The following is a 16,698-nucleotide window of genomic DNA, read 5'->3' on the forward strand; positions in this document are numbered from 1 at the left end:
CGGCGTGATTGCGATGCATTCTGCATATCGGTACGGAGAAGACCGGCACCACGGTTCTTCAGAATTGGCTCTACCTCAATCGTGAGGCGTTGAGCAGGTCGGGCGTTTATCTCAGCCTCCGGCTTGGTAACACCAACAATCTCTATATCAGCGAGTATTTTCAAAGTAATATAGATGCCTGGGCGCGAGAGGTGGGCATCAGCACGCTTGCTGAGAAAGACCGTTTTTTTAGCGGTTTCGAGAGAGCCCTCGATGAAGAGTTTCGCCTTGCCGCTGAAAAGCACGACGTTTTTCTGATCACGTCGGAATTTCTCCATAGCCGTCTGACAGAAAGGGAAGATATCAGACGGCTTGCCGCGTTTCTCGCCCGGCATTGTACGGCTGTGACGGTCATCTGTTATTTCCGGGAGCAGAGCAGCATGGCTACATCGCTCTACTCGACTGCGCTGCTGCGCGATTGCACGCTCTCGCTCGCAGACTATCTCACGCAAAATGTAAAGCCTTCGCGCTACTACTACAATTTCGAAGCAATCGCGGATAACTGGAGCGCCGTTTTCGGACGATCCTCCTGCGACTTCAGAATTTACAGGCGGGATGGTTTTGTCGGAAATGACATTCGCAGGGATTTTCTTTCGGCGCTCGAGCGGCCGATAGACGCCGATGCGCTGGACTACCGAGCAACCGCCGAAAATCAAGCGCTCATGGCGTTGCAGGCGGAGGCGATGCTGGCGATCAACCGCGCCGTGCCATTCTACGAAAACGGTACGCGCAAGGTTAATGAGCGCAATTTACAGCTCAAACAGCGCCTGCTCGCGGTCAATGCCCTTCATCAAGGTTTGTTGGGCTATGAAGGGGCGGGAGAGATTTCAGAACGGTTTGAGATCAGCAATGCCGCCTTCTTCGGCAAGTATTTCGACAATGAAGCCGGGTTTTCCCCTGTTCCCGAAGGACGAGAAAAGGGCGCCGGCCAAGCCGGCGCCGATCTTGTCAGGGAATTGATGGCGGCACTGCTGCCTCTCATCCGGTAGCCGGGCTGTTCTTTATTGCTCGCCGAGCTTGATCGATGGATCATATTCCTTGCCCTCGACTTCCTTCACCACGGCCTGGCCGCAATAGGTTTTGCCGAGATTGGGATCGAAGGTCAGCGACGGTGCGCCGTGGAGTTCCCAGCCCTTGTTCAGCGCGTCAGTGACGCGGTGGCAGAAGGACGAGTCGTCCGGGCCGGTGAGGAAGCGGTAGAGTTTCATCGGGTATCCTTTGTCGATTGAATGGCGTCGACCTTGGCCAGCAGCGACCGGGCCTGCTCCAGATGCAGGCGCTCGACCATGCGGCCGTCGAGATCGATGACGTTTAGCGCTTCCGCGCCCGGCTTTGCAAATGCTTCCACGATCGCGCGCGCCTCGGCCACGGCGTCTTCCGACGGGCTGAAATGGCGGTTGGCGGCCTCGATCTGGTTGGGGTGGATCAGCATCTTGCCGTCAAACCCCATGGCCGCGCCTTCGGCGCATTCGGCCGCATAACCCTCCTGATCGGCGAAGTCATTGTAGACGCCGTCGATGACGCGGATGCCGTAGGCGCGGGCGGCAAGCACGGTCTGCATCAGCCACGGCACGAGATAGGCGCGGCTGGGCGAGGGCGCCACGCCGGTGTCCGCGCGCAAATCATTGACGCCGACGACCAGCGCCTCAAGCCGCCCGCCGGCCCGCACATCCGAAAACGCGCCGGCAATGGCAGCAGCATTGACCACGCCTTCCGGCGTCTCGATCATCGCCCAGAGCTTGATCCGCTCCGGCGCGCCGTTTCTCTTCAAAAGCGCGCCGGCCGTGGCTACGCATGCGACATTGCCGACCTTCGGCAACAGAACGGCATCGGGCTGGCAGGCCAACACGGTTTTCATGTCCTCGCTGCCGTCTTCGGTATCGAGCGGGTTTACCCGGATCGCGGTCACGCCTTCGGGCCGGTCCTCGCTATAGAGCCGCTCGAGATTCTCGCGCGCCTCGGCCTTTTTGCCCGGGGCAACCGCATCTTCCAGATCGTAGATGATCGCGTCGGCCGCCAGCGTCCTCGACTTTTCCAGCGCGCGGCGGTTGATGGCGGGGACGCTCAGCAGAGAACGCCACAGTTTTATGGAAGTCATGGCCATATTCCTGACAATTTCCGGACTCACAAGTTTTAGCAGTGCCTGAAAATGATGCTTCGCAAAGTTTTCGTTCGCATTCAATGAGACAAAATGGTCTCTGCCCCTTGCGCAAAGGCCACCGACGCGCCAGATTAACAGGTGTGAAAGGAAACTGATGATGGAAAACATCCGCTCCGTAGTAATGGCAATCGTCGGGCTGGCTGCCGTGGCCTTCGTGACCGTATTTGCTTTTTCCGTTGGTCTGGCGCTGATGGGCGTTCTTGCCGTGCTGACCGTTGCCCGCATGGTTGCCGGCAAGCTTAATCAGGCACCGGTTCCGGTTCGCACCCGCGACTGCCGCCGCAAGGATGGCATGCGTGTGTGGGATGATGGCAAGGGCAAGATCATCGACCTATAAGAGGTTCGCTTTCGCGGTTCGATCGCTTTTCGGGCAGCCCTTGCGGCTGCCTTTTGTTTTCGTCCACGCGTACCAAAAGGTACAGTTTTCCGTTGAAAGCGGCGTAAAACCGCTATAGAGCGATGGCAAGCTCAATAAAATCTGCCGAGGATGTCCCATGGAAAAATTTGTCAAGCTGACGGGCGTTGCCGCGCCGCTGCCCGTGGTCAATGTCGATACCGACATGATCATTCCCAAGGATTATCTGAAGACGATCAAGCGCACCGGTCTCGGCGTCGGGCTTTTCGCCGAGGCGCGCTACAATCAGGACGGTTCGGAAAATCCGGATTTCGTTTTGAACAAGCCCGCGTATCGCGACGCCAAGATTCTCGTGGCCGGCGACAATTTCGGCTGCGGCTCCTCGCGTGAACACGCGCCCTGGGCGCTGGCCGATTTCGGCATCCGCTGCGTGATTTCCACCAGCTTCGCCGACATTTTCTACAACAACTGCTTCAAGAACGGCATTCTGCCGATCATCGTTTCGCCGCAGGAGCTGGAGAAGCTGATGGACGACGCCGAGCGCGGGTCCAATGCGGTTCTGACGGTCGATCTGGAGAACCAGGAAATCACCGGTCCCGATGGCGGTTCGATCAAGTTCGAGCTCGACGCCTTCAAGCGCCACTGCCTGCTGAACGGCCTCGACGACATCTCGCTTACGCTCGAAAAGAGCGACAATATCGCCAGCTACGAAAACAAGCTCGCGGCCGAGCGCCCCTGGGCCTGATTGCGCGCTTTCTTCCGGTAAATGGCCGGGAGAGAGCTTTTTCATGCGCATGAAAAACCCCGAAGCCTTCATTCTCGAGAACACCGAAATCCTGGCCCCGCCGCATGTGCCGGAGATCCGCCTGCGGCTTGCGAGCGAGGTGCATGATCTGTGGCAGAAGACCGAGGCCGAGCTTGAGGCAACCGGCGTGCCGCCGCCATTCTGGGCCTTCGCCTGGGCGGGCGGGCAGGGGCTGGCGCGTTATGTGCTGGATCACCCTGACTGCGTGGCCGGCAATAGGGTCATCGATTTCGCCAGCGGCTCCGGACTGGTGGCGATCGCCGCGGCCAAGGCGGGCGCTGCCTCTGTTCTCGCGGCCGATATCGATGCCTTCTCGGGCGTTGCCGTCAAGCTCAATGCCGAGCTGAACGATGTCGCGCTCGGCTTTACCAGCCAGAATCTGATGGAGACCACGCCGGATTGCGACGTGCTGCTTGCCGGAGATGTGTTCTACGATGCTCAATGGGCGGCGGCGCTGCTGCCCTGGTTCGCACGACTGACGGCGCGTGGTATCACCATTCTCGTCGGCGATCCCGGGCGGGCCTATTGCCCGAAGGAGCTCCTGGAGCGGCTGGCCGAATACCAGGTCCCGGTCACGCGCGTACTGGAGGACAGCGAGGTGAAACGGACCAAGGTCTGGCGCTTCATCGGATGTACCTGAGTCGTCAAACATGAGTTGTGCACTCATGTTAACCGCTTGAAATTCCACGACCCGGATGGACTTGATGACAAAAGCATGCGAATTTCCGGTTCCGATAAACGGTCTTGTTCGATCCGCGGACTGTCAAACCGATTAAATCGGGACGGGCGGAGCGAATGGACTTGTCGCGGCCGTTTGCGGTGGCTACACCACCGGTGAACGTCGGTTGCGTCCGGCTCTGGTTGCCGGGCGATGCCGAATGCATAATTGCCGCGTCCTATAGAACGCCTGCGAGGTTTTGATGGCCACTCCGACCAGCAACCGGCCCCTATCGCCGCATCTTCAAGTCTACCGGTTCATTCCGACGATGGCGATGTCGATCATCCACCGCATCACCGGCGGCGCGATGTATTTCGGCACGATCCTGCTCGCTGCCTGGCTGGTCTCTGCAGCCATGGGCAAGGACGCCTTCGATTGCGTGAGCTGGTTCTTCGGCTCCTGGCTCGGGCTTTTGATCCTGTTCGGCTACACCTGGGCGCTGGTGCACCATCTGCTCGGCGGCCTTCGCCATTTTGCCTGGGATCTCGGCCATGGTCTCGGCAAGGAATTCACCACGAAGCTGGCGGTCGCTCTGCCTTTCGTCTCGGTCGCGGTCACGGTCCTTCTGTGGATCGTAGGGCTTCTGGTCTGGTAAGGAGAGCACCATGGATATGCGTACACCGCTGAAAAAGGTTCGCGGCCTCGGCTCCGCCAAGGAAGGGACCCATCATTTCTGGATGCAGCGGATGACGGCCGTCGCGCTCGTTCCGCTGTTCGTCCTGTTCATCATCTTCATCATTGCCCATATCGGCGCGCCCTATGAAGAAGTCGTGGCGAGCCTCGCCAATCCCTTCATCGCCGTGCTGATGGGCCTGATGATCGTCGCCGGCCTCGTCCACATGCGCATCGGCATGCAGGAAATCATCGACGACTACATCCATGGCGAAGTGCTGAAGCTCCTCGCGGTGATGGCGAACACCTTCTTCACCGTGCTGATCGGCGGGCTCTGTCTGTTCGCCATCCTGAAAATCGCGTTTGTAGGATAATATTCACATGGCTAATCCTTCTTCTCCCGCCGCCAATGGCAAGGCCTATGAATATGTCGACCACGCCTATGACGTGATCGTGGTCGGCGCCGGCGGTTCCGGCCTGCGCGCCACGCTCGGCATGGCCGAACAGGGCTTCAAGACCGCCTGCATCACCAAGGTGTTCCCGACGCGCTCGCACACCGTTGCCGCCCAGGGCGGCATTGCCGCCTCGCTGCAGAACATGACGCCCGATTGCTGGCAGTGGCATCTCTACGACACCGTCAAGGGCTCCGACTGGCTCGGCGATGTCGACGCGATGCAGTATCTCGCCATGGAAGCGCCGCAGGCGGTCTATGAGCTCGAGCATTACGGCGTGCCCTTCTCGCGTAATGAAGAGGGCAAGATTTATCAGCGCCCCTTCGGCGGCCACATGCAGAATTACGGCGAAGGTCCGCCGGTGCAGCGCACCTGTGCTGCCGCCGACCGTACCGGCCACGCCATCCTGCATACGCTTTACGGCCAGTCGCTGAAGAACAACGCCGAGTTCTTCATCGAATATTTCGCGATCGACCTGATCATGAGCGAAGACGGGACCTGCACCGGTGTGGTTGCCTGGAACCTCGATGACGGCACGATCCATCGCTTCTCGGCCAAGATGGTGGTGCTTGCGACCGGCGGTTACGGCCGCACCTATTTCTCGGCGACGTCCGCGCATACCTGCACCGGCGATGGCGCGGGCATGATCGCGCGCGCCGGCCTGCCGCTGCAGGACATGGAGTTCGTCCAGTTCCACCCGACCGGCATTTATGGCGCGGGCTGCCTGATTACCGAGGGCGCGCGCGGCGAGGGCGGTTATCTTGTCAACTCCGAGGGCGAGCGCTTCATGGAGCGCTATGCGCCGTCGGCCAAGGACCTTGCCTCGCGCGATGTAGTCTCGCGCTGCATGACCATGGAAATCCGTGAGGGCCGCGGCGTCGGCAAGAACAAGGATCACATCTTCCTGCATCTCGACCATCTCGATCCCGCGGTGCTCGCCGAGCGCCTGCCGGGGATTTCCGAGAGCGCCAAGATTTTCGCCGGCGTCGATGTGACCCGCGAGCCGATCCCGGTGCTGCCGACCGTCCACTACAATATGGGCGGCATTCCGACCAATTATTACGGTGAAGTGCTGAACGCCGACGGCGACAATCCCGAGCGTCTTGCGCCCGGCCTGATGGCGGTCGGCGAGGCCGGTTGCGCCTCGGTGCATGGCGCCAACCGTCTCGGCTCCAATTCGCTGATCGACCTCGTGGTCTTCGGCCGCGCCGCGGCGATCCGCGCCGGTCAGGTGATCGATCGCGAGGCGTCAATCCCGGCGCTCAATATCGAAGCCTGCGACAGGATCATGGAACGCTTCGACAAGACCCGCCACGCCTCCGGCTCGCAGCCGACGGCGGTGCTGCGCGACAAGATGCAGCGCGCCATGCAGGAAGAGGCGGCCGTGTTCCGCACCCAGGAAACGCTGGAGGAAGGCTGCCGCCGGATTTCGGAAATCTGGAAGGAACTGCCGGACGTCAAGGTCACCGACCGCTCGATGATCTGGAATTCCGACCTTGTCGAGACGCTGGAACTGCAGAACCTGATGGCCTGCGCGATCACCACTGTCTACGGCGCGGAAGCCCGCAAGGAAAGCCGCGGAGCGCATGCTCGCGAGGACTATGCAGATGGCCCGTTCGCCGGTCGCGACGACGAGAACTGGCGCAAGCACACGCTGGCCTGGGTCAATGAGGCCGGCGACGTCAAGCTCGACTACCGCCCGGTTCACACCGACCTCATCGCCGACGGCATCGACATCAAGAAGATCGCGCCCAAGGCGCGGGTGTATTGATGGCAGGTTGGCCGTCAACAAATATGCTATAATGGCGGTGAAAGGACACCGCCATGAACGTGATCGGACATAACAGCAGAGTACCGCCGGTTTCGAAGGGGCGCTCCATGTATGCGATTGTTTTCGACCTCGATACCAACAGCCTCAAGGAAGTCTATCCGGGGCAGTCGTGGAACAACGCCTACTATGAAATTCGCAGCTTTCTGGCGGACCGCGGCTTTGGCTGGCAGCAGGGCAGCACCTATTTCGGGGATGACAGCGTTGATGCCGTGGGCTGCGTGTTGACGATCCAGGAACTGACGGATGGTTTCGACTGGTTCGCGGCTTCTGTTCGCGACATTCGAATGCTGCGTATCGAAGAAAACAACGACCTGATGCCGGCCGTTGAGCGCGCTTCGGCGAAGAAAACAGGAAAAGGCAAAGCCTGATGGTTGAATTCACGCTTCCCAAGAACTCGAAGATCAAAACGGGCAAGACCTGGCCGAAGCCGGAAGGCGCTTCCAATCTTCGCGAGTTCAAGATCTACCGCTGGAACCCGGATACCAGCGAGAACCCGTCGATCGACACCTATTTCATCGATCTCGATGATTGCGGGCCGATGGTTCTCGATGCGCTCTTGTACATCAAGAACAATATCGACCCGACGTTGACGCTGCGCCGGTCCTGTCGCGAGGGCATTTGCGGGTCCTGCGCGATGAATATCGACGGCACCAACACGCTCGCCTGCACCAAGGGCATGGACGACATCAAGGGCGCGGTGAAGATCTATCCGCTTCCGCACATGCCGGTGGTGAAGGACCTGGTGCCGGACCTCAACAATTTCTACGCCCAGCACCGCTCCATCGAGCCCTGGCTCAAGACCGTCTCCCCGCCGCCGGCGAAGGAGTGGAAGCAGAGCCATGAGGACCGCGTCAAGCTCGACGGGCTTTACGAGTGCATCCTGTGCGCCTGCTGCTCGACCTCCTGTCCGTCCTATTGGTGGAACGGCGACCGCTATCTCGGCCCGGCCGTGCTGTTGCAGGCCTATCGCTGGCTGATCGACTCCAGAGATGAGGCAACCGGCGAGCGGCTCGACAATCTGGAAGACCCCTTCCGGCTCTATCGCTGCCACACCATCATGAACTGCACCCAGGCCTGTCCGAAGGGGCTGAACCCCGCCAAGGCGATTGCCGGCATCAAGAAGATGATGGTCGAGCGTTCGGTCTGATCGTTCGTTCGGGCGCCTCGGTTTCTTACGCCGCTTACGCAATCGTGAAGCCGGTTCAGGCGCCGGCATGGTTGCGCTTTCGGGTGAATGTGGTGTAGCCCTTGCCGGATTGGACTTGCGCACGATATGATTGCCGACAGGTCCGGTCGTCGCCTCGCCTATTTGGTGTGGCGGGCAGGCAGGCACTTTGAAGCTGTGCAAACGGGGCTGTGCCCCATTGCGCCAGAGGAGCAGGAGTTCGGGTTGATGGTTCACAAGGTTTTGGTGGTCGCGGCAGTGACCGGGGTTCTCGCCCTCAGCGCATGTCAGCGGACGACCTATGATTATTCTCCGCCGGCGCCTCCGCCGCCGCAGCCCTTGACCCCGGCGCCTGCCGGACAGGTGCAGAGCGGCTCGCTGCCGCCGCCCGGTGGCGCTTCGACGACCGGCACCTACGGAACCACCCAGCCGGGCATGACCGATACCACCGCGACGACGGGGCAGTATCCGGCAGCCCCGGGCGCCCCGACCGAAACGGCGGGCGGCATGGGCAATGTTTCCGCCCCGGCGGGCGCGGTTCCGGTGACCAATTCGGCGCTTGTGGGCAGCTGGAAAGTGAACGAAGGCGGCGTTTCCTGCGATATGTTCCTGACGCTGACCAATCTCGGCGAAGGCCTGCGCGGCGGCACGCGCGGTTGCACCGGCGGGCTTTCCACCATGAAGTCCTGGGGCATCAATGGCGATCAGGTCGTGCTCAACGATGCCAATGGCTATGCCATCGCCAGGCTTTACAAGACCGCCGACAATCGCATCGAAGGCACCAGCAGCTCCGGCCAGCAGGTCGTGCTGAGCCGCTGACGAAAAGGGCCCGGACGGGCCCTTTTTTCTGCCTTACCCGGCGGGCCGCCTGGCGGAGCTCGCCACCAGATTCCCAAAACCGGAAATATTGATGGCTGCGACCGTGACCGCGCGCCTGCAGGCGCTGACTGACGACAAGACACTGAGCCCGGACGAAGCGCAGCGCGCGGTGGCGGCAGAACTCGACACGGTGCTTGAAGGGCTGAAGGCGGCGCCATCGCGGCGGAAGGGCAAGCTGCTGTCGCGGCTCTTCAGCGGCGGCAAGAGCGGCGGGCCTCTGACCCAAGGCCTTTACATTCACGGCAGCGTCGGGCGCGGCAAGACCATGCTGATGGACATGTTCTTCGAACTTGCGCCGATTGCGGACAAGCGCCGCGCCCATTTCTTTGCTTTCATGGCCGATGTGCAGGACAGGCTGAATGCCTATCGCCGCAAGCTCAAGGCCGGCGAGGTGAAGGAGGCGGATCCGATCGGCCCGGTGGCGGACGAGATCATCGCCGAGAACCGGCTTCTGTGCTTCGACGAATTCACCGTCACCGATATCGCCGACGCGATGATCCTGTCGCGGCTGTTTTCCGCGCTGTTTGAGCGCGGCTGCGTGCTGGTGGCGACCTCCAATGTGGCGCCCGACGATCTCTACAAGGATGGCCTCAATCGCGGCCTGTTCCTGCCCTTCATCGATGTGCTGAAGAACAATGTCACGGTAACGACACTCGATTCTGCTACCGACTATCGCATGGAGAAGTTCGAGGGACGGCCGGTCTACCTGACCCCGCTTGACGAGAAGGCGGCGACACGGATGGACGAGAACTGGGACCTTTTGACAGGCGGCAAGGAGGGCGAGCCCGAGGAGATTGAAATGCGCGGCCGCGTGCTGCATGTGCCCAAGGCCTGTGGCGAAGTGGCACGGTTCACCTTCGACGACCTCTGCAAAAGGCCGCTCGGGGCAACGGACTATATGGCGATCGCCAGGCGCTATCGCACGGTGTTCATCGATGGCGTGCCGGTGCTCGGTAGCGATAGCCGAAATGAAATCAAGCGCTTTATCATGCTGATCGATACGCTTTACGACCAGACGATCCGCACGGTGATTTCAGCGGCGGCAATGCCGGAGGATCTCCTGCCCGAGCGCAAGGGCCGCGAGGGCTTCGAATTCGACCGCACCGCCTCGCGGCTTTTCGAGATGCGCAGCACGGATTACCTTGCAGCGCACAAGAAAAAATGGGCCGCAAATGCGGCGGAATGACGATCACGTCTTTTTGAATTCTTACCTTTACGTCAATTAAAATATATATAACCGATTGAAAATATTAGCCTCGGAAAAACCGGTTGAAAATCGCCCGGATAGGGGCTATCCCAACTTGCGACATGGGCAGGCTTTGCGGCGTGCTCGGAAATGGATTTTTCAGAGGATATAATTCATGGCGCGCAATAAAATCGCATTGATCGGTTCGGGCATGATCGGGGGCACGCTCGCGCATCTCGCCGGGCTCAAGGAACTGGGCGACGTCGTCCTGTTCGATATCGCGGACGGTCTGCCGCAGGGCAAGGCGCTCGACATCGCCGAATCCTCGCCGGTTGACGGCTTTGACGCCAAGCTTTCCGGCGCATCCGATTATTCCGCCATCGCCGGCGCCGATGTCTGCATCGTCACCGCCGGCGTGCCGCGCAAGCCCGGCATGAGCCGCGACGACCTGCTCGGCATCAACCTGAAGGTCATGGAAGCCGTCGGCGCGGGCATCGCGCAGCATGCTCCGAACGCCTTCGTCATCTGCATCACCAACCCGCTCGACGCCATGGTCTGGGCGCTGCAGAAGTTCTCCGGTCTTCCTGCCAACAAGGTCGTCGGCATGGCCGGCGTTCTCGACTCGGCCCGGTTCCGCTACTTCCTCGCCGAAGAGTTCAACGTTTCGGTTGAAGATGTCACCGCCTTCGTTCTCGGCGGCCACGGCGACACCATGGTGCCCGTCGCGCAGTATTCGACGGTTGCCGGCATTCCGCTGCCCGATCTGGTCAAGATGGGCTGGACCACCCAGGAAAAGCTCGACGCGATCATCACCCGCACCCGCGGCGGCGGCGGTGAAATCGTTGCCCTGCTGAAGAACGGCTCGGCCTATTACGCGCCTGCCGCTTCCGCCATCGCCATGGCCGAAAGCTACCTCAAGGACAAGAAGCGCGTCATGCCGGCCGCTGCCCACCTCACCGGAGAATACGGCGTCGACGGCATGTATGTCGGTGTTCCGATCGTCATCGGCGAGGGCGGTGTCGAGCGCATCGTCGAGATTCCGCTGGAAGGCGAGGACAAGGCCGGCTTCGACAAGTCGGTGGACGCCGTGAAGGGCCTTTGCGATGCCTGCAAGGAAATCGCGCCCTCGCTGAAATAAGCCGCTTTCTCTAAAAGGACGGATATCGAATGAATATTCATGAATACCAGGCCAAGGCTCTGCTCAAGAGCTACGGCGCGCCGGTGGCCGATGGCGTCGCCATCCTGACCAAGGATGAAGTCGACGCCGCCGTGGCCAAGCTTCCCGGCCCGCTTTACGTGGTCAAGAGCCAGATCCATGCCGGCGGCCGCGGCAAGGGCAAGTTCAAGGAACTCGGCCCCGATGCCAAGGGCGGCGTTCGTCTGGCGAAATCGGCGGACGAAGTGAAGGCGTTTGTGGACGAGATGCTCGGCAACACGCTGGTGACCAAGCAGACCGGCCCCGCCGGCAAGCAGGTCAACCGCCTCTATATCGAGGACGGCGCCGATATCGACCGCGAACTCTACTGCTCGCTTCTGGTCGACCGCACCGTCGGCCAGGTGGCCTTCGTGGTCTCCACCGAAGGCGGCATGGACATCGAAGCCGTCGCCGAGGAAACCCCAGACAGGATCGTCACCGTGGCGATCGACCCGGAAACCGGCGTCACCGCGTCCGACGTCAAGACGCTGTGCGAGGCGCTGAAGCTTGAAGGCGATGCGGCCAAGGACGCTGAGCGCCTGTTCCCGATCCTCTACAAGGCCTTCGTCGAAAAGGACATGAGCCTGCTCGAGATCAACCCGCTGATCGTCATGGAAAACGGCCATCTGCGCGTTCTCGACGCCAAGGTCTCCTTCGACGGCAATGCGCTGTTCCGCCACGACGATGTTCGCGCGCTGCGCGACACGACGGAAGAGGACGCCAAGGAAATCGAGGCATCGAAATATGACCTCGCCTATGTCGCGCTCGACGGCAATATCGGCTGCATGGTCAATGGCGCGGGCCTTGCCATGGCGACCATGGACATCATCAAGCTCTACGGCGCCGAGCCCGCGAACTTCCTCGATGTCGGCGGCGGCGCTTCCAAGGAGAAGGTCACGGCGGCGTTCAAGATCATCACCGCCGATCCGGCCGTGAAGGGCATTCTGGTCAACATCTTCGGCGGCATCATGCGCTGCGACGTCATCGCCGAAGGCGTGATCGCGGCCGTCAAGGAAGTCGGCCTCAAGGTGCCGCTGGTCGTCCGTCTCGAAGGCACCAATGTCGAACTCGGCAAGAAGATCATCAACGAGAGTGGCCTCAACGTCATCTCCGCCGACGATCTCGATGACGCGGCCCAGAAAATCGTTTCGGCCGTGAAGGAGGCCTGAGTACCCATGTCCATTCTGGTCAACAAAGACACCAAGGTTCTGGTTCAGGGCCTCACCGGCAAGACCGGCACCTTCCACACCGAGCAGGCCCTTGCCTATTACGGCACCAAGATGGTCGGCGGTATCCATCCGAAGAAGGGTGGTTCCGAATGGTCCTCCGGCGTTGACGGCACCAATCTGCCGATCTTTGCCTCGGTTGCCGAAGGCAAGGAGAAGACCGGCGCCGATGCGTCGGTAATCTACGTTCCGCCGGCAGGCGCGGGCGCTGCCATCCTGGAAGCGATCGAGGCGGAAATTCCGCTGATCGTCTGCATCACCGAAGGCATTCCGGTGGCCGACATGGTCAAGGTCAAGGCGAAGCTCGACAAGTCGAAGTCGCGTCTGATCGGGCCGAACTGCCCCGGCGTTCTGACGCCGGAAGAATGCAAGATCGGCATCATGCCGGGCTCGATCTTCAAGAAGGGCTCCGTCGGCGTTCTGTCGCGCTCGGGCACGCTCACCTATGAAGCCGTGTTCCAGACCACCAATGAAGGCCTCGGCCAGACTACGGCCGTCGGTATTGGCGGCGACCCGGTCAAGGGCACCGAGTTCATAGACATGCTGGAAATGTTCCTGGCCGACGACGCCACCCAGTCTATCATCATGATCGGCGAAATCGGCGGTTCGGCGGAAGAGGAAGCAGCCCAGTTCCTGAAGGACGAGGCGAAGAAGGGCCGCAAGAAGCCGATGGTTGGCTTCATCGCGGGCCGCACCGCCCCTCCCGGCCGCACCATGGGCCATGCCGGCGCCGTGATTTCCGGCGGCAAGGGCGGCGCTGAGGACAAGATCGAGGCGATGGAATCGGCAGGCATCACTGTGTCACCGTCTCCGGCGCGTCTCGGCAAGACGCTGGTTGAAGTCCTGAAGGGCTGATCCAGTTCAGAAAGATGTCGTGGCGGCCGGCGGGTCGCCACGAAAATACCGTTTTCCTCGTGATGTCACGCGGCTGAACGGAATTTCAGAGGGTGGACCGGCGTGAGGCCGGTTTCACCGTTTCAAGCGGGAGGCGGACTTTTTGTCCGCGCGTGTACATGTCCAGGCAAGAAGCCAACGAACAATTTCTCTTGACCTCGTTTCTCGATGGGGCGAATGCCACCTATATCGAGCATCTCTACGCGGCCTATGAGGATGATCCGAATTCGGTGTCGGAAGAGTGGCGCGATTTCTTCAAGGCGCTCGGCGATGATCCGGACGCGGTGAGGAAGGCGGCCGAAGGCGCGTCCTGGAAAAAGGACAACTGGCCGGTCAAGCCTGCTGACGAGCTGACCGCCGCCCTTGACGGCAACTGGGGCGATGTCGAGCGCGTGGTGGAGAAGAAGCTTACCGCCAAGGCCGCCGCCGAAGGCGCCGCCCTTTCCGGCGAGGAAGTGTTGCGCGCCACCCGCGATTCCGTGCGCGCGCTGATGATGATCCGCGCCTTCCGCATGCGCGGCCATCTGCACGCCCATCTCGATCCGCTCGGTCTGGCTGGCATGGCCGACGACGACTACAACGAATTGTCGCCGCAGGCCTACGGCTTCACCGACGCCGATTTCGACCGCCCGATCTTCATCGACAATGTTCTGGGGCTGGAATACGCCACGATCCCGGAAATGGTCGATATCCTGACCCGCACCTATTGCTCCACGCTCGGCGTCGAATTCATGCACATCTCCAATCCGGAGGAGAAGGCCTGGATTCAGGAGCGGATCGAAGGTCCTGAAAAGAGCATCACCTTCACCGAGAACGGCAAGAAGGCGATCCTGCAGAAGCTGGTCGAGGCCGAGGGCTTCGAGAAGTTTCTGGACGTCAAGTACAAGGGCACCAAGCGTTTCGGCCTTGATGGCGGTGAATCGCTGATCCCGGCGATGGAGCAGATCATCAAGCGCGGCGGTTCGCTGGGCCTGAAGGAAATCGTGCTCGGCATGCCGCATCGCGGCCGCCTCAACGTGCTGTCGCAGGTCATGGCCAAGACCCACCGCGCGATCTTCCACGAGTTCAAGGGCGGTTCGTTCAAGCCCGACGATGTCGAGGGCTCGGGCGACGTGAAGTACCATCTCGGCGCGTCCTCCGACCGCGAGTTCGACGGCAACAATGTCCACCTGTCGCTGACGGCGAACCCGTCGCATCTGGAAATCGTCGATCCGGTGGTGATGGGCAAGGCCCGCGCCAAGCAGGATATCCTCGCCACCCAGCGCGAGGGCGAGATCGTGCCGCTGTCCGAGCGCGCCAAGGTGATGCCGCTTCTGCTGCATGGCGATGCCGCCTTTGCCGGCCAGGGTGTCGTTGCGGAAGTGCTCGGCCTTTCCGGCCTGCGCGGCCATCGCGTTGCCGGCACTGTGCATTTCATCGTCAACAACCAGATCGGCTTTACCACCAATCCGGCCTTCTCGCGTTCCTCGCCCTATCCGTCGGATGTGGCGAAGATGATCGAGGCCCCGATCTTCCACGTCAATGGCGACGATCCGGAAGCGGTGGTCTATGCCGCCAAGATCGCGACCGAGTTCCGGATGAAGTTCCACAAGCCGGTCGTCATCGACATGTTCTGCTATCGCCGCTTCGGCCATAACGAGGGCGACGAGCCGTCCTTCACCCAGCCGAAGATGTACAAGGCCATCCGCGGCCACCAGACCGTGACCCAGCTCTACGCCGAGCGGCTGATCAAGGAAGGCCTGATCACCAAGGACGAGTTCGAGCAGATGCTTTCCGACTGGAAGGACTTCCTCGAACAGGAATTCGAGGCCGGCTCCTCCTACAAGCCGAACAAGGCCGACTGGCTGGACGGCGAGTGGTCGGGCCTGCGCGCCGCCGACAATGCCGACGAGCTGCGCCGCGGCAAGACCTCGGTTCCGATGAAGACGCTGAAGGAAATCGGCAAGAAGCTGACCGAGGTTCCGGAAGGCTTCAACGTGCACCGTACCGTCCAGCGCTTCCTCGACAACCGCGCCAAGATGATCGAGACCGGCGAGGGGATCGACTGGGCGATGGCCGAGGCGCTGGCCTTCGGCGCGCTCTGCCATGAGGGCTTCAAGGTTCGGCTTTCCGGTCAGGACGTCGAGCGCGGCACCTTCTCGCAGCGCCATTCGGTGCTCTACGACCAGGAAACCGAGGAGCGTTATATCCCGCTCCAGCATATCCATCAGGCCCAGGGCCGCTACGAAGTCATCAATTCGATGCTTTCGGAAGAAGCCGTGCTCGGTTTCGAATACGGCTACTCGCTGGCGCGCCCGAACGCGCTGACGCTGTGGGAAGCCCAGTTCGGCGACTTCGCCAACGGCGCGCAGGTGATCTTCGACCAGTTCATCTCCTCTGGAGAACGCAAATGGCTCCGCATGTCCGGCCTCGTCTGCCTTCTGCCGCATGGCTATGAGGGGCAGGGGCCGGAGCACTCGTCCGCCCGTCTGGAGCGCTGGCTGCAGATGTGCGCGGAAGACAATATGCAGGTTGCCAACTGCACCACGCCGGCCAACTATTTCCACATCCTGCGCCGTCAGCTGAAGCGCGACTTCCGCAAGCCGCTGATCCTGATGACGCCGAAGTCACTGCTGCGCCACAAGCGCGCGACCTCGACGCTGTCGGAAATGGCCGGCGAGACCGCGTTCCATCGCCTGTTGTGGGATGATGCGGTCGAGCACGACACGCCGATCAAGCTGGTCAAGGATGCCAAGATCCGCCGCGTGGTTCTGTGCTCGGGCAAGGTCTATTACGATCTGTTCGAGGAGCGCGAGAAGCGCGGCATCAACGACGTCTACCTGCTGCGCGTCGAGCAGCTCTATCCCTTCCCCGCCAAGGCGCTGATCAACATGCTGTCGCGCTTCAAGAACGCGGAGATGGTATGGTGCCAGGAAGAGCCGAAGAACATGGGCGCATGGTCGTTCATCGAGCCCTATCTGGAATGGGTGCTGACCCATATCGACGCGAAGCATACGCGGGTGCGTTATGCCGGTCGTCCGGCGGCAGCCTCCACGGCCACGGGCCTGATGTCGCGCCATCTGGCGCAGCTCGAGGCCTTCCTGGAAGACGCGCTCGGCGAGTGATTTGAACTTTCCCAGCATGCCGGTTGAGGAACCCGGCATGCGCAAACCGCCGGAAGGCGTTTTGAAACAGACATTA

The 16,698-nt window shown here is 61.2% G+C and carries 17 protein-coding genes; 15 read left to right on the forward strand and 2 right to left on the reverse strand.

Annotation, left to right across the window (positions count from 1 at the left end; translation table 11 throughout):
* Positions 1–8: 8 nt before the first annotated feature.
* Complete coding sequence (locus V6767_RS14620) at positions 9–1,028, forward strand: hypothetical protein (RefSeq protein ID WP_448474148.1); 1,020 nt, start codon at positions 9–11, stop codon at positions 1,026–1,028.
* Positions 1,029–1,040: 12 nt separating this feature from the next.
* Here V6767_RS14620 and V6767_RS14625 read toward each other — a convergent pair whose 3' ends face one another.
* Together V6767_RS14625 and V6767_RS14630 are read right to left on the reverse strand one after the other, a co-directional pair.
* Positions 1,041–1,247 carry a DUF1737 domain-containing protein gene (locus V6767_RS14625; RefSeq protein WP_448474149.1) on the reverse strand — a complete coding sequence of 69 codons (207 nt, stop codon included), beginning with the start codon at positions 1,245–1,247 and terminating at the stop codon, positions 1,041–1,043.
* On the reverse strand, positions 1,244–2,143 hold the full coding sequence (locus tag V6767_RS14630) for an HpcH/HpaI aldolase/citrate lyase family protein (RefSeq protein ID WP_448474150.1): 900 nt from the start codon (positions 2,141–2,143) through the stop codon (positions 1,244–1,246). The genes V6767_RS14625 and V6767_RS14630 overlap by 4 nt, the downstream gene beginning before the upstream one ends.
* 151 nt (positions 2,144–2,294) lie before the next feature.
* Here V6767_RS14630 and V6767_RS14635 point away from each other — a divergent pair, with 151 nt between their 5' ends.
* The 14 genes from V6767_RS14635 to V6767_RS14700 all read left to right on the forward strand — a co-directional run bounded on the left by V6767_RS14635 (position 2,295) and on the right by V6767_RS14700 (position 16,622).
* On the forward strand, positions 2,295–2,537 hold the full coding sequence (locus tag V6767_RS14635) for a hypothetical protein (RefSeq protein ID WP_448474151.1): 243 nt from the start codon (positions 2,295–2,297) through the stop codon (positions 2,535–2,537).
* A 157-nt stretch (positions 2,538–2,694) separates the two neighbouring features.
* Positions 2,695–3,300, forward strand: a complete 606-nt coding sequence (gene leuD, locus V6767_RS14640) for a 3-isopropylmalate dehydratase small subunit (RefSeq protein ID WP_230719517.1) — start codon at positions 2,695–2,697, stop codon at positions 3,298–3,300.
* A gap of 49 nt (positions 3,301–3,349) precedes the next feature.
* Positions 3,350–4,000 carry a class I SAM-dependent methyltransferase gene (locus V6767_RS14645; protein WP_448474178.1) on the forward strand — a complete coding sequence of 217 codons (651 nt, stop codon included), beginning with the start codon at positions 3,350–3,352 and terminating at the stop codon, positions 3,998–4,000.
* Between the two features lie 280 nt (positions 4,001–4,280).
* The gene (gene sdhC / locus V6767_RS14650; protein ID WP_448474152.1) at positions 4,281–4,673 is read left to right on the forward strand and encodes a succinate dehydrogenase, cytochrome b556 subunit; all 393 of its coding nucleotides are present in this window, start codon (positions 4,281–4,283) and stop codon (positions 4,671–4,673) included.
* A 10-nt stretch (positions 4,674–4,683) separates the two neighbouring features.
* Entirely contained in the window at positions 4,684–5,064 is a 381-nt protein-coding gene (gene sdhD / locus V6767_RS14655) for a succinate dehydrogenase, hydrophobic membrane anchor protein (protein ID WP_448432142.1), read from the forward strand.
* Positions 5,065–5,071: 7 nt separating this feature from the next.
* On the forward strand, positions 5,072–6,913 hold the full coding sequence (gene sdhA, locus V6767_RS14660; protein ID WP_448474153.1) for a succinate dehydrogenase flavoprotein subunit: 1,842 nt from the start codon (positions 5,072–5,074) through the stop codon (positions 6,911–6,913).
* A gap of 53 nt (positions 6,914–6,966) precedes the next feature.
* On the forward strand, positions 6,967–7,341 hold the full coding sequence (locus tag V6767_RS14665; protein ID WP_448462929.1) for a virulence factor: 375 nt from the start codon (positions 6,967–6,969) through the stop codon (positions 7,339–7,341).
* Complete coding sequence (locus tag V6767_RS14670; RefSeq protein ID WP_448474154.1) at positions 7,341–8,120, forward strand: succinate dehydrogenase iron-sulfur subunit; 780 nt, start codon at positions 7,341–7,343, stop codon at positions 8,118–8,120. Before V6767_RS14665 ends, V6767_RS14670 begins: the two co-directional genes overlap by 1 nt.
* 246 nt (positions 8,121–8,366) lie before the next feature.
* Entirely contained in the window at positions 8,367–8,957 is a 591-nt protein-coding gene (locus V6767_RS14675; RefSeq protein ID WP_448474155.1) for a protease inhibitor Inh/omp19 family protein, read from the forward strand.
* 91 nt (positions 8,958–9,048) lie between these two features.
* Complete coding sequence (zapE, locus tag V6767_RS14680) at positions 9,049–10,203, forward strand: cell division protein ZapE (protein ID WP_448474156.1); 1,155 nt, start codon at positions 9,049–9,051, stop codon at positions 10,201–10,203.
* Positions 10,204–10,378: 175 nt separating this feature from the next.
* The gene (gene mdh / locus V6767_RS14685) at positions 10,379–11,341 is read left to right on the forward strand and encodes a malate dehydrogenase (RefSeq protein WP_230719507.1); all 963 of its coding nucleotides are present in this window, start codon (positions 10,379–10,381) and stop codon (positions 11,339–11,341) included.
* Between the two features lie 29 nt (positions 11,342–11,370).
* Positions 11,371–12,567 (forward strand): ADP-forming succinate--CoA ligase subunit beta, encoded by a 1,197-nt coding sequence (gene sucC, locus V6767_RS14690; RefSeq protein ID WP_448474157.1) that lies wholly within the window; start codon positions 11,371–11,373, stop codon positions 12,565–12,567.
* Positions 12,568–12,573: 6 nt separating this feature from the next.
* Positions 12,574–13,479: a succinate--CoA ligase subunit alpha gene (gene sucD, locus V6767_RS14695; protein WP_230719505.1), complete on the forward strand. Its 906-nt coding sequence runs from the start codon at positions 12,574–12,576 to the stop codon at positions 13,477–13,479.
* Positions 13,480–13,637: 158 nt separating this feature from the next.
* Entirely contained in the window at positions 13,638–16,622 is a 2,985-nt protein-coding gene (locus V6767_RS14700) for a 2-oxoglutarate dehydrogenase E1 component (protein WP_448474158.1), read from the forward strand.
* The last annotated feature ends 76 nt before the right edge of the window (positions 16,623–16,698 follow it).

This window comes from Martelella sp. FLE1502 (assembly GCF_053484255.1).

Excerpts from the sequence above, each read along its gene's own strand:
- V6767_RS14625 (WP_448474149.1), bottom strand. The coding sequence starts at position 1,247 with ATGAAACTCTACCGCTTCCTCACCGGCCCGGACGACTCGTCCTTCTGC.
- V6767_RS14700 (WP_448474158.1), top strand. The coding sequence starts at position 13,638 with ATGTCCAGGCAAGAAGCCAACGAACAATTTCTCTTGACCTCGTTTCTC.
- V6767_RS14665 (WP_448462929.1), top strand. The coding sequence starts at position 6,967 with ATGAACGTGATCGGACATAACAGCAGAGTACCGCCGGTTTCGAAGGGG.
- sdhA (WP_448474153.1), top strand. The coding sequence starts at position 5,072 with ATGGCTAATCCTTCTTCTCCCGCCGCCAATGGCAAGGCCTATGAATAT.
- zapE (WP_448474156.1), top strand. The coding sequence starts at position 9,049 with ATGGCTGCGACCGTGACCGCGCGCCTGCAGGCGCTGACTGACGACAAG.
- V6767_RS14630 (WP_448474150.1), bottom strand. The coding sequence starts at position 2,143 with ATGGCCATGACTTCCATAAAACTGTGGCGTTCTCTGCTGAGCGTCCCC.
- V6767_RS14670 (WP_448474154.1), top strand. The coding sequence starts at position 7,341 with ATGGTTGAATTCACGCTTCCCAAGAACTCGAAGATCAAAACGGGCAAG.
- V6767_RS14635 (WP_448474151.1), top strand. The coding sequence starts at position 2,295 with ATGATGGAAAACATCCGCTCCGTAGTAATGGCAATCGTCGGGCTGGCT.
- sucD (WP_230719505.1), top strand. The coding sequence starts at position 12,574 with ATGTCCATTCTGGTCAACAAAGACACCAAGGTTCTGGTTCAGGGCCTC.
- mdh (WP_230719507.1), top strand. The coding sequence starts at position 10,379 with ATGGCGCGCAATAAAATCGCATTGATCGGTTCGGGCATGATCGGGGGC.
- sdhD (WP_448432142.1), top strand. The coding sequence starts at position 4,684 with ATGGATATGCGTACACCGCTGAAAAAGGTTCGCGGCCTCGGCTCCGCC.
- V6767_RS14645 (WP_448474178.1), top strand. The coding sequence starts at position 3,350 with ATGAAAAACCCCGAAGCCTTCATTCTCGAGAACACCGAAATCCTGGCC.
- leuD (WP_230719517.1), top strand. The coding sequence starts at position 2,695 with ATGGAAAAATTTGTCAAGCTGACGGGCGTTGCCGCGCCGCTGCCCGTG.
- sucC (WP_448474157.1), top strand. The coding sequence starts at position 11,371 with ATGAATATTCATGAATACCAGGCCAAGGCTCTGCTCAAGAGCTACGGC.
- V6767_RS14675 (WP_448474155.1), top strand. The coding sequence starts at position 8,367 with ATGGTTCACAAGGTTTTGGTGGTCGCGGCAGTGACCGGGGTTCTCGCC.
- sdhC (WP_448474152.1), top strand. The coding sequence starts at position 4,281 with ATGGCCACTCCGACCAGCAACCGGCCCCTATCGCCGCATCTTCAAGTC.